The organism is Gilliamella sp. A7 (genome assembly GCF_002142015.1).
GTDB lineage: Bacteria > Pseudomonadota > Gammaproteobacteria > Enterobacterales > Orbaceae > Gilliamella > Gilliamella apis_A.
Genome location: NZ_NASN01000030.1, coordinates 1 through 17265 on the forward strand (window position 1 = coordinate 1; position 17265 = coordinate 17265).

General features: G+C 32.7%; 15 protein-coding genes. 5 read left to right on the forward strand and 10 right to left on the reverse strand.

Annotated elements, in window-relative coordinates; genetic code table 11:
• Positions 1-326 precede the first annotated feature (326 nt).
• From B6D18_RS08210 to B6D18_RS08220, 3 genes are all read left to right on the forward strand, one after another.
• Positions 327-1145, forward strand: coding sequence for a purine-nucleoside phosphorylase (locus tag B6D18_RS08210; RefSeq protein ID WP_065651819.1), 819 nt, complete (start codon positions 327-329; stop codon positions 1143-1145).
• A gap of 75 nt (positions 1146-1220) precedes the next feature.
• Positions 1221-2459, forward strand: coding sequence for a nucleoside permease (locus B6D18_RS08215; RefSeq protein ID WP_086364017.1), 1239 nt, complete (start codon positions 1221-1223; stop codon positions 2457-2459).
• 175 nt (positions 2460-2634) lie between these two features.
• Positions 2635-3534 carry a DMT family transporter gene (locus B6D18_RS08220; RefSeq protein ID WP_086364018.1) on the forward strand — a complete coding sequence of 300 codons (900 nt, stop codon included), beginning with the start codon at positions 2635-2637 and terminating at the stop codon, positions 3532-3534.
• A gap of 42 nt (positions 3535-3576) precedes the next feature.
• On the opposite strand, the gene dsdC is transcribed toward B6D18_RS08220, so the two are convergent.
• Positions 3577-4536, reverse strand: coding sequence for a DNA-binding transcriptional regulator DsdC (gene dsdC / locus B6D18_RS08225; protein WP_086364019.1), 960 nt, complete (start codon positions 4534-4536; stop codon positions 3577-3579).
• Between the two features lie 1031 nt (positions 4537-5567).
• Between dsdC and B6D18_RS08230 the strand changes: the two genes are divergently transcribed.
• On the forward strand, positions 5568-6041 hold the full coding sequence (locus B6D18_RS08230) for a hypothetical protein (RefSeq protein WP_086364020.1): 474 nt from the start codon (positions 5568-5570) through the stop codon (positions 6039-6041).
• A gap of 81 nt (positions 6042-6122) precedes the next feature.
• On the opposite strand, the gene amtB is transcribed toward B6D18_RS08230, so the two are convergent.
• From amtB to B6D18_RS08275, 9 genes are all read right to left on the reverse strand, one after another.
• Positions 6123-7403: an ammonium transporter AmtB gene (gene amtB / locus B6D18_RS08235; protein ID WP_086364021.1), complete on the reverse strand. Its 1281-nt coding sequence runs from the start codon at positions 7401-7403 to the stop codon at positions 6123-6125.
• Positions 7404-7423: 20 nt separating this feature from the next.
• The gene (gene glnK / locus B6D18_RS08240; RefSeq protein ID WP_086359933.1) at positions 7424-7762 is read right to left on the reverse strand and encodes a P-II family nitrogen regulator; all 339 of its coding nucleotides are present in this window, start codon (positions 7760-7762) and stop codon (positions 7424-7426) included.
• A 225-nt stretch (positions 7763-7987) separates the two neighbouring features.
• Positions 7988-9472: a dGTPase gene (gene dgt, locus B6D18_RS08245; protein WP_086364022.1), complete on the reverse strand. Its 1485-nt coding sequence runs from the start codon at positions 9470-9472 to the stop codon at positions 7988-7990.
• A 23-nt stretch (positions 9473-9495) separates the two neighbouring features.
• A complete protein-coding gene (gene purK / locus B6D18_RS08250) occupies positions 9496-10560 on the reverse strand; it encodes a 5-(carboxyamino)imidazole ribonucleotide synthase (protein ID WP_086364040.1) in 1065 nt (354 codons plus the stop codon).
• 7 nt (positions 10561-10567) lie between these two features.
• Entirely contained in the window at positions 10568-11068 is a 501-nt protein-coding gene (gene purE / locus B6D18_RS08255) for a 5-(carboxyamino)imidazole ribonucleotide mutase (RefSeq protein ID WP_086364023.1), read from the reverse strand.
• A 201-nt stretch (positions 11069-11269) separates the two neighbouring features.
• Entirely contained in the window at positions 11270-11620 is a 351-nt protein-coding gene (locus tag B6D18_RS08260; RefSeq protein ID WP_086364024.1) for a RidA family protein, read from the reverse strand.
• Between the two features lie 24 nt (positions 11621-11644).
• Positions 11645-13648 carry an excinuclease ABC subunit UvrB gene (gene uvrB, locus B6D18_RS08265; RefSeq protein ID WP_086364025.1) on the reverse strand — a complete coding sequence of 668 codons (2004 nt, stop codon included), beginning with the start codon at positions 13646-13648 and terminating at the stop codon, positions 11645-11647.
• 395 nt (positions 13649-14043) lie between these two features.
• Positions 14044-15504 (reverse strand): molybdate ABC transporter ATP-binding protein ModF, encoded by a 1461-nt coding sequence (gene modF, locus B6D18_RS08270; protein WP_086364026.1) that lies wholly within the window; start codon positions 15502-15504, stop codon positions 14044-14046.
• 15 nt (positions 15505-15519) lie between these two features.
• A complete protein-coding gene (locus tag B6D18_RS08275) occupies positions 15520-16335 on the reverse strand; it encodes a TOBE domain-containing protein (RefSeq protein WP_086364027.1) in 816 nt (271 codons plus the stop codon).
• Positions 16336-16492: 157 nt separating this feature from the next.
• On the opposite strand from B6D18_RS08275, the gene modA reads away from it, so the two are divergent.
• Positions 16493-17257, forward strand: a complete 765-nt coding sequence (modA, locus tag B6D18_RS08280) for a molybdate ABC transporter substrate-binding protein (protein WP_086364028.1) — start codon at positions 16493-16495, stop codon at positions 17255-17257.
• The last annotated feature ends 8 nt before the right edge of the window (positions 17258-17265 follow it).

Consider the following 17265-nt stretch of genomic DNA (forward strand, 5'->3'; position numbering starts at 1 on the left):
CTATTCAACTTATTGATTTTTAATATAAAAATAAATTTAATTCAATATATATTATTTCACATCTTTCTTTATTTATCGAAGATCATCATAATATACGCCGAAAATAAGAACAACTTTGTTTTTATTATATATTCTTTTTTAAATGATTGTTCTAATTTTAATCAATTGTCAGTTATTGATATTATAAATAATTTTACATAACTGATTAATAATCATAATGATTTTCTTGAATTTAAAATTAAAGCATTAGTAAAAAAGTTTCTTAAATAATGATTTTTAATCGTGTTATCAATTAAGCGTATACTTAAATTTGAAAGGATAGAGTCATGCATCAAACAGCAGATATACAACAAGCAGTAAACTATATTCAACAACAAACAGATAAAAAACCTACAATTGGAATTATACTTGGTTCTGGTTTAGGCCCTTTTGCCGATACTCTTGAAGATGCAGTACATATTCCTTATGACAATATCCCTCATTTTGCCAAATCTGCTGCTGTCGGTCATGCTAATGAATTAGTTATTGGTAACTGTGGCGATAAAACCATTGTTGCCATGAAAGGGCGTTTTCATTATTACGAAGGTTTTTCATTGGATCAAGTTACCTTCCCTGTTCGGGTAATGAAAATGCTTGGCGTAGAAAAACTTATCATTACCAATGCCTGTGGAGCGGTTAATACCAGCTTTAAACCTGGTGATTTAATGATAATTACAGATCACATTAACTTAACCGCTAATAACCCATTAATGGGGCCGAATAATCCTGAATTAGGTGTACGTTTTCTTGATGTAAGCGAAGTATATAATAAACAATTACGCGCAACAGTTAGCGAAGTTGCTAAAGAACTTAATATCACGTTACAACAAGGTGTTTATGCATGGTGGACTGGCCCGACTTATGAAACGCCAGCAGAAATTAGAATGATCAGAGTATTAGGTGCTGATGCTGTTGGTATGTCAACCGTACCAGAAGCAATTATTGCTCATCATTCAGGTATTAAAACCATCGGAATCTCATGTTTAACCAATATGGCTTGTGGCATTTTAGATCAACCTTTAGGTCATGAAGAAGTTATTGAAACCGCTGAACGAGTTAAATCAACTTTCTTACAATTGATTACTAAAACAATTGCTCGTTTTTAGTTTTTAATAAGTAATTCTAAAAAGTAATTTTTTATAATTTTATATTAGCAGTTCACTTTATTTTGGATATAAATAATGAACATAAAACATAGATTACAAGTCATGATGTTTTTCCAATATTTTATTTGGGGAAGCTGGTTAACGACTTTTGGTATTTATTTGATCAATACGTTGCATTTTTCTGGTTATGACGTTGGTTTGGTTTACAGTACTAAAGGCTTTGCTGCATTAATTATGCCGTTTATTATTGGTATTATTGCCGATAAATTTATTCCACCTAAATACTTATTTATGCTTTGTCATACTATTTGTGCTATTGCGTTATTTTATGCAGCCTCAGTAACAACACCAAATCAACTGTATTGGGTGATGCTGGTTAATGCAATGGCTTTTATGCCAACTATAGCATTATCTAATTCATTAAGTTATCACTGTTTAGATAAAAGTAATTTAGACACTGTTACGGTTTTTCCAAAAATCCGCGTTTTTGGAACGGTAGGTTTTATTATTGCAATGTGGACTATTAGTTTACTAAAATTCGATATAAGCAATGCTCAGCTCTATATTGCTTGTGCGGCCTCCGTTATTCTGGTGATCTATAGTGCAACATTACCTAATATTGAAATCACCAAAAATCAACAACAATCATGGATTTCACGTTTAGGTTTAGATGCATTTGTGTTATTTAAAAAACCAGTAATGTTGATATTTTTTCTTTTTTCGATGTTGTTAGGTGCTATATTACAAATCACTAATACCTTTGGTGGTGCGTTTTTAAAAGATTTTGGCAAAATTGCCGAATTTCAAGACAGCATAATTGTTCAACATCCAGCAATATTGTTATCTGTTTCGCAAATGGCTGAAGTTGCTTTTATTTTGACTATCCCATATTTTCTTAATAAATTTGGCATAAAGAAAGTCATAATGATCAGCTTAATTGCCTGGACACTTAGATTTGGCTTCTTTGCCTATGGTGATCCAACACCATTTGGTTTTGTATTATTGATGCTATCAATGATTGTATATGGTTGTGCATTTGACTTCTTCAATATCTCAGGCTCCATCTTTATTGAAAAAGAAGTTAATGCTAATATACGTGCTAGTGCCCAAGGGTTATTTATGACCATGGTTAATGGTATCGGTGCAATTATAGGTTCATTTATTAGTGGTATTGTCGTTGATATCAATACACATGATGGATTAAAAGATTGGCACTCAATATGGTTAAGTTTTGCAGCTTACGCATTAGTTTTAGGTATAGTGTTTTATTTTACCTTTAACTATGACCAACATAAAACCGAATCTGCGAAGTAATAACTTATCTATATAAATAAGGGATAACTCATCCCTTATTTATCCTCTGTTTTTTTGAGTATTCCCATACCGTAAAAATAGTGACATAAAACCACAGGATATTTCTTGTTGGTTATAATTTTTATGTGCCAATAATTGATGACACATATAGTTTTAAAAGTAATGAGATTGAGCTATGAAAGAAAAATTTTTAGGTGGTTTATTAGTTTTTTTAGGTGCATGTAGCTTCGGCGTTCTGTCTTCTATTGTCAAGACCGCTTATAAATCAGGTTATACACTTGGCCAAGTGACTGGAATTCAATGTTTCTTAGGTATGTTGATATTATGGGGTATCCATTTTATAGTAAAAACCACAAATAAAAGTAAAGTAAATAATAGACAGAAACAAAACATAACTAAAAAATGGCAAGTGTGTGCTGTTGGTATATTTCCCGGTTTAGTTGGGATTTGTTATTATCAATGCGTACAATTGGTTCCAGCATCTATTGCAATTATTTTGCTTATGCAATATTTATGGATAAGTGTGATTATTGATTTTGTTATTTTTAAAAATAAACCAACGCCTATTCAGTTAGTGACTATCATTACAATTATCATTGGAAGTTGTTTAGCAGCAGGTATTTTCAATCAAACCATTAAGTTGAATTTAACGGGTTGTTTATTCGGCTTTTTAGCAGCTTTAATGTATTCGCTTTTTATTACCACTAGCAGCAATATTGGTAACCAATTACCAAAATTAGAAAAAAGTGCACTCATGATAACTGGAGCTTGTATTGTCACCTTTATTATTTTTCCACCACTATTTTTCTTTGAATTAAATATTGATGATAAAATTTATCAATTAGGTTTTTTACTAGCATTATTAGGTACTGTTTTACCGCCTTTTTTATTCTCGGTAGGTATTCCCAAAATTGGTATCTCATTAAGTGCTATTTTATCAGCGGCAGAACTTCCCGTTGCAGTAACATGCTCTTATTTCTATTTAAAAGAGTCAGTATATTTAAACCAATGGATTGGAGTAATCATTATTTTATTAGCTATTGCCTTACCTAATTTAAAACACTTAAAAAAATAATAATCCTGCAATGTATTAAGTGTAGTCATAAAATTACTGCACTTAATTGTTTGTATCACAATTATTTTTGTACATGCTTTTAAGCCATTGCACAAAAACATCCTTTTTAGGATTATATCTTTCATGTGATCGGCAAATATAATAACGCTTAGTACTTGGTGCTTCCATATCTAAAAAAGGGGCAATCAGTTGCCCCGATTCTAGATATTTTTTAATAGTCTGCTTTCGACCTATAGCAATTCCAGCATTATTAATAGCAGCAGCAACGACATGGTCTGAACGATTGAATAACAAATTTTGCATCTTAATAAAATCAAAAGATAATGAAAAATAATTTGCCCATGTTTGCCATTCATCAAAACTAAAATCTAACATATCACCTGAATTATAATGTAATAAAATACATTTTTTTAAATTGTCGATATTGTTATATAGATTAAATTGCTTAGCGTAATCAGGAGTACATACCGGAATAAGTGTTTCACTAATTAAATGTTCACAATCTAATTCATCATAATGCAAAGAATCATAATAGATTGCTATATCAACTGGATATTGGTTGAAATTAATAGGTATATTTCCTGATATCATATTCAAAATGATATGGGGGTAAGATTCAGTAAATTGAGATAATTTAGGAATCAAACATTCTTGAATAAAAGAGGGGCATGAATAAACAGTAATGGCACCGGTAACACCTTTATTTTTAATATCAACAATTTCTTGATTTAAAATACTTAATGATTTTTTAACTACCGTAAATAAATTTTTACCATCATTAGTTAAAGTTATCCGTCGGTGAAACCGATTAAATAATTTAAAATTGAGCTCTTCTTCAAGTCTGTTGATTTGATGACTTACAGCACTTGGGCTAATACAGAGCTCTTCAGCAGCGGAGGCAAAAGACAAATGGCGAGCAGCAGACTCAAACGTATGTAACTTTGATAACTGATAACGATTAATAAAACGACTACTATTTGATACTTTATCTTCACTATTCATTTGCAGTGATCCCAAAGAGCACCATACCAAATTTTTTGACTAATCTAATCTATTACCACTCAGAAAGCTAATGTTTTTTATCGGTTTTATGTAAATTTGATGTTGCAACAATTCAGCTCATGCAAAGTTAATAATAGATCATTTGTCAAATACTAGACAAAAAACATAAAAAATACTAGTATTTATTAATATAAAAATAGTGTATTATTATTCAACAAAAATAGCACAAAATAATTTATATTTTTTTAGTATCTATAAAATAAAGTCTTTACCGTAGTTGATATATTTTGTTATTCAGTACATTTAGTAAAATGACATAAATGAAGCAATGTTATCTGTTGGTATTGAAAAGTTTATTGATCGTCTCAATATTATTATTAGCCTTCTCAATTAAGAACAAATAGTGTTGTTTTAATAAGAATAAGTTGTTTTCAAAATATTTAGTAGCGTAATAACATAAAACTTAAGTCCGATATATGATAAATCAATTAAACGTTTATCCTTTTTAGCGAACATTTTCCAGAAGATTTGATACTTCTAAAATGGACTTATATCAACTACTGATCGGAATTCGAGGTATCAATATATCTCATTCTAAATCAAGATCCTAAGACAAACATTTTATTAAAATAAATAACGAGATGAATAGACATATTAAAATTTATCTAATTTGTCTTAAACCAATCAAGTAAAGCTACATAGTTATTACTATATCTCTTTTAGTTATAGCAGGTGTTAACCAACACTATGTATTTATTAATAATTAGATAATAGGAGGCACCACAAAATAGTAGTTTTAAGACAAGCTATTAAATAGCATGTTAGTCTTATTTATATCGTAACAAGATGATTTTATTAAATCATTGGTTTTAATAATCAGTTGTAAATAGCAGTATAGTAAAAGTCTTAGTTGTTTTATATGTGTAAGCATAAAGTTAAACAGATATGCCTTGACAATGATGAGTATTAACGCTGTTTTGTTGTCAAATTTATTGTTCTATTTTTACCCTGAATTAAAAGGAAGTTACAGAATGAAGACATATAAAAAGCCATTATTTACCTTAGTGCATAGCAATGATGCTATACCTGAGCATAAAACCTTAGCGTATCTTGACCCAACATTAAATGATTATACAGATCATATTGATGAAGTTATTGGTTTACGTATCAAGGAATTGAAACTTCACCATTCTGAATATAGGGAACATCATGATGATAAACAAATTAATAAGTCAGATTTTTCTTTTATTTTTCAAGAAATATTTGAATCAGAACATCATAAAAAGCAAATTAGCATGTTAAAAGATGAAATATTAATTGCCAAAGAATCAAATAGAGTAAAGAAATTACTGAATGATCGTTTAAAGGAATTTGCAAAGTTTTACCCTGAAATCCAATTTAACTTAAACAATGTTCAGTCGCTGCCAACCAGATTTAAAGATTACCTTTTTGCTCCACCCTTAGTCTTAACTGAAGATAATACCATTATGCTTTGGGATGACTAAGAAAACTTAACAATAATTAATAAGGCAAAATCTACAGTATTAAAATACTGTAGATTTTTTATTTTAACCTTTTAAATAATCTTAGCTATTGAATGCACTTTCACCATGACTATTTATATCAAGTCCTTCACGTTCATGCTCTTCAGAAACTCGCAAACCAACACTAAGATCAGCAATTTTATACGCAATATAAGCAATGATTGCCGTCCAAATTACACAAGTGATGACACTCATTAATTGTATACCTACTTGACTTGTTATAGTGATGCCATCGGCATAACCTGTTCCGCCTAATGACTCAGAAGCAAAAACTCCAGTTAATAGACAACCTACAATGCCACATACACCATGTACACCAAATACATCACAGGTATCATCAACTTTTAAAATCCTTTTTAAAGATGAAACACCCCAAACACCGGCAACACCACAAATAAGACCAATTAACATTGCCCCACCGACACCAACAAAACCTGCTGCTGGAGTGATACCAACTAATCCAGCAATCACACCAGATGCTGCTCCCAAACATGATGGTTTACCACGTAATATCCATTCTGCAAAAGACCACGCCAAAACAGCAGCAGCAGTTGCGGCAACGGTATTAATAAAAGCTAAGCCAGCAATTTCATCCGCATGAGTGGACGACCCAGCATTGAAACCAAACCAACCGATATATAATATGGCTGCACCTAAATAAACATAAGGTAAGTTAAACGGTTTTAGTGGTTCTCGATTGTAACCAATACGATTTTTAAGCAGATAAGCACCGAGTAAACCAGCAACAGCGGCATTGATATGTACCACAGTACCACCAGCAAAATCCAATGCCCCTTCATCACCAAGAATTCCACCACCCCAGACCATATGAGCCATCGGAATATATGAGAAAGTGAACCATAACACCATAAAGATAAGAACTGCCGAAAAACGAATTCTTTCTGCAAAGGCACCCAAGATTAAACAGCAAGTGATGCAAGCAAAAGAACCTTGAAATGCAATCCAGATCATTTCATAGATCGAACCAGAAATATCAGTAATACCAACATTAACCAATAAAAAATGGTCAAAGTTACCAAAAAACCAGTTACCTTCACCAAAGGCTAAAGAGTAGCCATAAACTATCCATAACACCGCAATCAACGAAAATGTTACTAATACTTGTGACAGCATGGATAAAACGTTTTTAGATCTTAATAAGCCACCGTAAAAAAGTGCAATACCAGGTACTGACATAAATAAAACTAATGCAGTACATATCATCATAAAACCATTGTCAGCCTTATCTGCAATTGCGACTTCATCGGCAAACACTGGACTTGCTAAAGCAAATCCGCAACAGAGAATAAATTTTTTCAACATAATGATATCCTTATTGATAATTACAGTGCTGATTCATCAGTTTCACCGGTACGAATACGAACAACATGTTCTAGCGGAGTAACAAAAATTTTCCCATCCCCTATTTTTCCTGTATAAGCAGCTTTAGTAATGGTACTAATTACCTCATCGAGCAATTCATCACTAATTGCTAGCTCAATTTTTACTTTAGGTAGAAAGTTGACATTATATTCTGCCCCACGGTATAGTTCGGCATGACCTTTTTGTCGCCCAAATCCCTTAACTTCAGTTACAGTTAAACCAGTAATTCCAATATTGGAAAGTGATTCTCTGACCTCTTCTAATTTGAAAGGTTTTATAACTACAGTGACAAATTTCATCCATTACTCCTTATTACTATTAGTGTTATTTAAGTTAATGCAAAGAACATGCCAAAATTAGCAGAGAAGTATTACCCATTGAAATATTTGCTATTTTTAAAATTGGTTGGTAATTATTATTAAGTAAAAAATTTTGAGGAAAGGGGTTTTTAAAGACAAAAATAGGCTTTCTATCGCACCAAATTGGTGCTTATGCCTATTTTTGGTGCCGATAGATATTAATAATCAGAATGTAACCATTAGTTTGCGATATTCGTCATAAGCAAAATGATCAGTCATACCACTAATATAGTCTTGAATTAACCGGCAACGATAATAAAATTCCCAACATTTAAAGCTACAATGCTCTTTGTCCAATAATGCAATAGCTTGTTGATAAGCAACACAATGTTTTGCCGATAATTTATGATATAACCTTGTTTCGATAGGATAGTTTTTATGATTACTTGTTTTGGCTAAGTTAATAAAATCTTCTGTTGACATATTTAGCAGTGGACTATAAATATCTAATAAACCAGTGATTATTCTATAACCTTGCAATTCAATATTTTCAACCATCTCATGATTAAAAATATGTTCAAATCCAACTGTTTTAAATATATTCAGTAATTTATACTCAGCTTCAAGATCTTCAAGTAAAGCATGATTAAATGAACCATGATAGATTGTTTCAATGTTTTCAATGAATCGTTCTGCCGCATGAGGTACCAATTTAGCAATAGTATTTACCCGTAAATACATAAAGAATTGGTCAATACCTATCGCTTCAAATTCATTTTTTTTCAAGTTGTCATAAGGTTTATTAACAACTTCATCAAATAAATCACCTTTTTTAACTGGGCCCCATGCTTCTTTTAAATAGTGGTAAAGCTGTTGCACAGTCAAAATTTTCTTTTCTACAGCATCTTCCAGATCGGCAATACAGTAGGAAATATCATCCGCTGCTTCCATAATATAAGTAAGTGGATAGCGGTGAAATGGTTGGATATCAAGTTGCTGTGATAATTCATTGACAAAAGATTCTTCAGATAGATAGTATCCAGGTTTTTTCATTAAATAACTGAATTCATCTGGAATATCATCAGACCAATAAGCTGGTTTAGAATATTTTAGAATTGAAGCGATTTGTGAATAGGTTAAGTTAAGTCGTAGAATAGTATGAACTAATCGGATCGCTTGGGCATTACCTTCAAAATTTGCAAGATCTTGGCGAATTTTTAATTTTAATGATTTGAGTGATGGTGCATCGGTCTCATTAATATTAAGTATTGGGTAGCTTGAATCTTTATCAATTCCCAAACGCGCATTAAACCACTGATTGATCGCAGCTTCACCAAAATGGCCAAATGGTGGATTACCAATATCATGCATTAAACAAGCCATTTCAACTAAGCTTTCTATAGACATGACAGATTTATCTAGGCCAAACGTCTTTAATTTTCCAGAGAGACTAAGACGATTGATAATCTCCTTGACAATATAACGACCAACTTGTTGTACTTCCATAGAATGAGTAAGCCGAGTTCGCACAACAGAATTACGCTCTAAAGGAAATACTTGTGTTTTCTGCTGTAAACGCCGTATAGCTGCTGAATTAAGAATGCGACCTCGATCACTTTCAAAAAAACGCAAGACAGAATATTCATCCGATGCTTGACGTTGTTTACTTGCATAGCGTTGATAATTAACTTTTTTATTAAAATCGATCATATCGCAACCTGAGGTTCAATCAGCTATAATTTATGTTTTGCCCACTCGATTGGTGAACCATATTCTGCTGGTAACATAGAAGCAAGTTGATTTAAGGCGTCAATCAATTTTTGGCGATGTTGATGGCTTAAATTGATATGACCAACTTTACGCCCTACTCTTACTTCTTTTTCATACCAATGCAAATGAACTAAATCTACCGCTAACCAATTAATGTTGAATTCGGTACCAATTAAATTCACCATCACTGATGAACAAAAAACATCCGGCTTAGGTAACGGTAAATCTAAAATAGCCCTTAAATGTAATTCAAATTGGCTAATAGACGCTCCATTTTGCGTCCAATGGCCACTATTATGTACCCTTGGGGCCAATTCGTTAATTAATAATCTATCACCAATGACAAAACATTCCATTGCCATAACACCAACATAATTAAGTTTATGCATAATCTTTGCTAGCATCTGCTCAGCGCTTGCCTGTAATGTCTCATTTTCATATGGGATAGCAACACTCATTTTTAATATGCCATCTTGATGCAAATTATTAGTCAAAGGATAAAAAACTGTTTCCCCTTTGGCATTTCGAGCCCCAACCAACGACACCTCTTTTTCAAAAGGAATGGCTTGTTCAACAATAGCATTTTCATAAACGTCATTTGGCACCGTGATGTCATCATCTTTAGAAAGTCGCCATTGCCCACGACCATCATAACCACCGGTTCGACGCTTAACAATTAGTAAATCACCTAATTTTTCAAAAAAACTCGGCCAATCATACTGATTTTTAACAGCAAACCATTTAGCTGTTGGTAATTTCAGTTCATCAAGTAACTGTTTTTGAGTTAAACGGTCCGCAATAATAGGAAATACATCTCGATTAACAAACTGAGGATGACTAGCTAAAATTTGCGTAAATTTCGTTTCTGGCCAACGTTCAATTTCAGCAGTAATAACAGAATTTTGATAAGGAATCGATGCCGGTTCAACATCTAGTCCTACCGGATAAACATGAATACCTAATGGTTCACCTGCCTGTCGAAGCATACGCCCTAATTGGCCATTTCCTAATACACAAACTGATCGAATTGTCATATTATATCGCTACTCTCGGATCAGGATTATTTAAAACTTCATCAGTTTGACTTAATCGCCAATTAGATAAACGTTGATAAATTTTTTGGTTATGTAATGCCAGAATTTGTGCTGCTAATAAGGCTGCATTTGCGGCTCCAGCTTTACCAATAGCTAAAGTTCCAACAGGAATGCCTTTTGGCATTTGCACGATTGAATAAAGACTATCCACACCACTTAATGATGCACTTTGAACCGGCACGCCTAAAACAGGAACTAAGGTTTTTGCCGCTAACATGCCCGGTAGATGAGCTGCGCCACCTGCACCAGCGATAATAACATCAAAACCTTTTGTTTTAGCTTTTTCAGCAAATTCGAATAATTTATCTGGAGTACGGTGAGCAGAAACAATTTCAACATGATAAGTAATGGCTAAAGTATCTAAAATATCTGCAGCATGCTGCATAGTAGCCCAATCACTTTTCGACCCCATTACAATGGCAATTTTTGGTTGAGTATGCATAGATGATTATAAGGAGATGTAAATATTAAGTGTCGAAAGTATACACTAAAATTCGATAAATGGGATAGCAAGAAGTATGACTTCTTATCAATAAGTAAAACTCAATATTCGAACAATTTAAGCTAATGCATAAATAAAAAAGTTAATCTCATAATACAAGGTTATTAAATCCGCCAATATATGGCGGATAATCATATAAATTTATGGATTAACGGCAGCAACGATTTTAATTTCAATCAAATACTCTTTTTTCATTAATCCTGCCTGAACAGTACAACGAACTGGAGCTTTCCCTTTCACTACCCATTCATCCCAAGCTTTGTTCATGGCTGGAAAATCACTTTTATTTACCAAAAAAAGGGTTGCATCTAAAATGCGACTTTTATCACTATTCGCTCTTGCTAAAATTTTATCTATTTCAGCTAAAGCACTTTGGGTTTGCGTATAAGCATCATCACGCAAATCTGTTGGTACGCTTGTATAATAGATCACATTATTATGGATCACCGCTTCCGACCATCTATCTTCGGGAACTATACGAGTAATTGTCATTATATTTTCCTTAAAAACTTTTTATTAAGATACTTTGATGAAATCAGCTCGTAATTTTTTGATCTCATCACGTAAAACACCTGCTTTTTCAAATTCTAGATTTTGGGCGGCTTCATACATCATAGCTTCAAGCTCTTTAACTCTTGCTTGAACTTCTTTGACCGAAACATAATTATACTGTCCACCTGGTTCAAAAGCTTGTACTTTAGCCGTAGCTTTTTTCGTGCTCAAACCAGCATCTAAAACATCTTTAATTTCTTTACGTACTGATTTTGGTGTAATACCATGAGCTTCATTAAAATCTTCTTGTTTTTTACGACGGCGCGCTGTTTCGTCGATCGTTTTCTGCATAGCCGGAGTAATTTTATCGGCGTATAAAATCGCTTTACCATTCACATTTCGAGCTGCACGACCAACCGTTTGGATTAATGAACTTTCTGAACGCAAAAAGCCTTCTCGGTCAGCATCTAAAATTGCAATTAATGATACTTCGGGAATATCCAATCCTTCACGTAATAAGTTGATACCTACTAACACATCAACCTTACCAAGACGAAGATCGCGTATAATTTCCATTCGTTCAACGGTATTAATATCCGAATGCAAATATTTAACATTAACATTATGTTCAGATAAATAATCAGTTAAGTTTTCAGCCATACGTTTAGTCAAAGTAGTGACTAATACTCGTTCATCTTGATTTATTCTCACTTTAATTTCAGATAATAGATCATCAACTTGAGTAGCTACCGGCCTAACCTCAATAATTGGATCTAATAAGCCTGTAGGTCTAACAACCTGCTCGATAATTTCACCACCCGATTTTTCAATTTCATATTTAGCTGGTGTTGCTGAAACATAAATTGTTTGTGGCATTATGTTTTCAAATTCTGAAAATTTTAGTGGTCGATTATCTAATGCTGATGGTAAACGAAAACCGTATTCAACTAAATTAAGTTTCCGTGATCTATCACCATTATACATCGCCCCTAATTGCGGAATTGCCACATGAGATTCATCAATAAATAATAATCCGTCAGCCGGCAAATAATCAAATAATGTTGCTGGCGGATCTCCTGCTTTACGTTGAGCTAAATATCGGGAATAATTTTCGATTCCTGAACAGTAACCAAGTTCAGTCATCATCTCTATATCAAATAGAGTCCGCTGAGTTAATCGTTGTTCTTCTAAAAGTCGATTATTATCCAACAAAACTTTTTGGCGTTCTTGAAGCTCTTGCTTAATTTCAGCAATCGCATTGTCCATAATATTTCTTGGGGTGACATAGTGCGTTTTGGGATAAATTGTAATACGAGGTACCTCATTAATCGCATTACCAGTTAATGGATCAAACATAACTATCCGTTCAACTTCATCATCAAAAAGCTCAACACGTACAGCTAGTTCATCAGAATCAGCAGGAAATATATCAATAACATCACCTCGTACCCGAAACGTACCACGACTAAAACCAATTTCATTACGGGTATATTGTAATTCCGCTAAACGCGTTAAGATTGAACGCTGATCAGTGATGGTACCTCTTGCCAAATGTAAAATCATGGACATATAAGTTTCAGGCGCACCTAATCCATATATAGCAGACACTGAAGCCACAATCACTACATCACGGCGTTCTAATAACGATTTAGTAGCCGATAAACGCATTTGCTCAATATGCTCGTTAATTGAGGCATCTTTCTCAATAAATGTGTCTGTAGAAGGCACATATGATTCTGGTTGATAATAATCATAGTAAGACACAAAATATTCCACTGCATTATCTGGAAAGAATGCTTTCATTTCACCATATAACTGCGCCGCCAAAGTTTTATTAGGTGCTAAAATAATAGTTGGGCGATTATGCTTGGCAATGACATTGGCCATAGTAAATGTTTTACCTGAGCCTGTAACTCCTAATAATGTTTGATGTGCAATCCCATCATCAAGATTTTGATTTATCCGATCAATTGCCGCAGGCTGATCACCAGCAGGTTTAAAATCAGAACATAATTTAAATTTTCTCATTACTCGCAACCTAAAATTTTACCTATTAATAAAAATTATCCCCAAAAACACTTGACCTTTAGAAATGTTATATTTTTTGCTCAGTTAAGCTAAAAGAATGTAAAGACGTCTTAACAAACAACCCTTGATTTATTATAACCAATTGATATATATAAATATTTAAAATCATGCTTAAGTTGTAATCAAATCAAATAAAAACCTGATGAACATTGAGGTTAACACACTTTTCAATAAACTACTCACAGACTTATCCACAAGCATAGGGGATAACTTGCTAAGTATAGTCAATATAAACTTTTTTCCGGATTTTGACTAAATTTCGCACAGTTTTAAAAATTTTTTTTATTGGTTGTTTCTATTTTTAAAACTTAGTTTAATAGTTTTTGCCTAAGAAATTATTTCATACTTTCTATTTTATATTGATAGCCAACAGGCTCATTAGGCACAAAAGTTAATCGATGAGTGATGCATTTTGGCGCATCTTCTGTATGATGGGAAACAAACAATAATTGTGTATTACCTCTATCAATTAAATTATCAATCCAACTTTTGACCAGTTCACGATTCAAATAATCAAGTCCCTGTAATGGTTCATCTAAAATAAGTAGCGTTGGGTGTTTAACTAAAGCCCTAGCAATTAGGACTAAACGTTGCAAACCCCATGAAAGTGATTGAAATGGTTTCTCTGCTAACTCCGTTAAATCCAATAATTGCAACCACTGTTTAACTAATTTTAATTGTTTATCACTGGGGGCTTGATATAAGCCAATTGAATCAAAATAACCCGATGCCAATACATTTTCTACACTTAAACTAATTCGGTAATCAAGATGAAAACTACTACTTACATAGCCAATATGACGCTTGATATCCCATATAGTTTCACCTGAGCCTCGCCTACGTCCAAATAGTGTTAAATCATTACTATAGCCCTGTGGATGATCGCCAGTTATTAAACTGAGTAATGTGGATTTACCTGCTCCATTTGGGCCAATAATTTGCCAATTTTCATTAGCTCTAACTTGCCAACTTAATCCATTAATAATTGCTTTACCATCATATTGAACAAAACCATTATTTAAAATAATCCGATCTAAATCGTTAGGTAATGGCACAGAAATTTCATCTGGATCTGGTAAAGTAAAATTAGATAAATGTTCTAAATTAGCAAGTTGTTTGACGGCTACGTCATCTAATATGGTGTCTTTTGTGCCATATTTCAATAGCTGACAATTAGCCAGTAATCCAATATATTTAACAAATAGCGGAATTTCATTAAAACGATTTAATACCATTACAATAGTAATATTTTGTTTTGATAGTTGGCTAATTATTTCAGCTAAATTAGCTCGAGAAGCAACATCTAAACCATCAAATGGCTCATCTAAAATTAATAGTTCAGGTTTACTCATTAATGTGCGACAAATTAAGGTTTTACGTGTTTCTCCAGTGGAAAGATATTTAAAACGACGATTTAAAAGATGTGCTATACCAAATTGTAATGCTAAATTTTCACAAAGCGTTTGATCTTGATTATATTCTTGAATAATCTCAGACGTAGTTAATCCAGTATCATCTTCTTTATCACTTAGCATGTCAGTATTATTTCGTTTCCATTCATCATCGATTATTTTTTGTAAGTACTCAAAGGAGATGTGGGCAATTGATTTAAAACGATTAATTACTTTCCCAGATAATATTGTTTGATCACCAGCTAACGCTTTGGCTAATATTGATTTACCCGATCCATTTCGGCCGACAAAAGCAACAATATCGCCAGCATTAATCATCAAAGATTCGATAGTAAAAACGCGGAAATCACTAATTTTATATATTGTATTTTCAATTTGTAACATAAATACCTCAAATGACTAAACTAATGTGGCAATGATAATATGCTGAGGATCGATAGATATGGTTGTTTGCTGACCTTCAATTAACTTTACACGATTAACCTCGCTGGTTAATTTGCTTGCGTAAAGTATCATTCCTGATGGTAACGAAAATGAAATTTCAGAAAAGTGACCATCAGTGACTATTTTTTCTACTTGAACTGTTAATTGATTTTCATTTAAATCATTCAATTCAATCAAAGGTGCTTTGATAAGTAATAGCACAGTTTTATTAATATTTATTTTTAGGCGTTCAACACTTTGCTGAGTAATATAAGCTTTTAGTTCTGTTTGATTATCATTTAATTTAACCTTTACAAATCCAGCAATATTATTGGTTTCAATACTTACAACACTGCCATAAATTTGATTACGAGCACTGGTTTGCAATGATAATTTAGCAGTAATTTTTAAAATATCATCCAACGGAATATTGTCATCATTTAAAATATTAAATGCATTATATTGTAGCTGAGTTAATAGATCATAAAGTTGTATAAATCTAACTGCGTAAGCACTAAGCTTGGTTCCTCCACCATTTTTTCCTCCTGTGGCAGTAATCAAAAAGGGGATTGGTGCCAAACTATTGATTTCATTAACCGCATCCCATGCTGTTTTATAACTTATACCGATTTGTTTGGCTGCTTGACTTAATGAGCCAGTTTGCTCTATCGCTTTTAGTAAGGCTATTCGCCGTGGGTCAGTAAATAGTTGCTGATTTAAATTTAAAGTTAATAAAATTTCTGCTGACAACATTACTTCGTGCCTTATTAGATTAAATGAACCATTATTCATGATAATGTTGTTCTATTGTAGACGTTTTTTTATTTTTCACCAAAAATTGTCCTCATATCGTTTTATGATCAATAAAATTTCGCTAACGATTAAAGATTAATTGTACATTATAAGTAAAGTTTGATAGCATCGTTATATATTATATTATATGACGAATATGAAGAATAACATGAAAGAAATCATTAGATTACTACTATCATTAACAACTTTACTTGTCAGCTTATCAGCAACAGCCAGTCAAAAAATTACAGTATTTGCTGCAGCCTCATTGACGAATGCAATGCAAGATATCGCAACTAGTTATAAAAAAGAGCATAAAGATACCGAAATCGTATTTTCATTTGCTTCTTCTTCCGTATTAGCTAAACAAATTGAACAAGGTGCTCCTGCAGATATTTTTATGTCAGCAGATCAAAAATGGATGAATTATCTTATTGAACATAAAATTACAACAGAAAAACAAAACTTGTTAAAAAACGGCTTAGTTTTAATAGCGCCAAAACAATCTAAATTAGACAAAGTAGATATCAATGCAGAGACTAACTGGCAAACAATTTTACCCAAAGGAGAAAGATTAGCTGTCGGTGATCCTGACCATGTCCCTGCGGGACTTTATGCTAAAGAGTCTTTAACTAATTTAGGCGTATTTGATAAATTGTTACCACAAATGGCTCCAGCAAGTAATGTTCGTGATGCGTTAATGTTAGTTGAACGCAATGAAGCTACATTAGGGATTGTGTATAGCACTGATGCAAAAGTAAGTGATAAAGTGAAGATCGTTGGTAATTTTCCTGCCGATACATTTAAAGCTATTGAATATCCAATAACATTATTGAAACCTGAAGCAAAAGAGTTTTATCAATATTTAAATTCACAAACAGCACAAAATATTTTCCAAAAATATGGTTTTTTAACTAAATAGTATTTTGA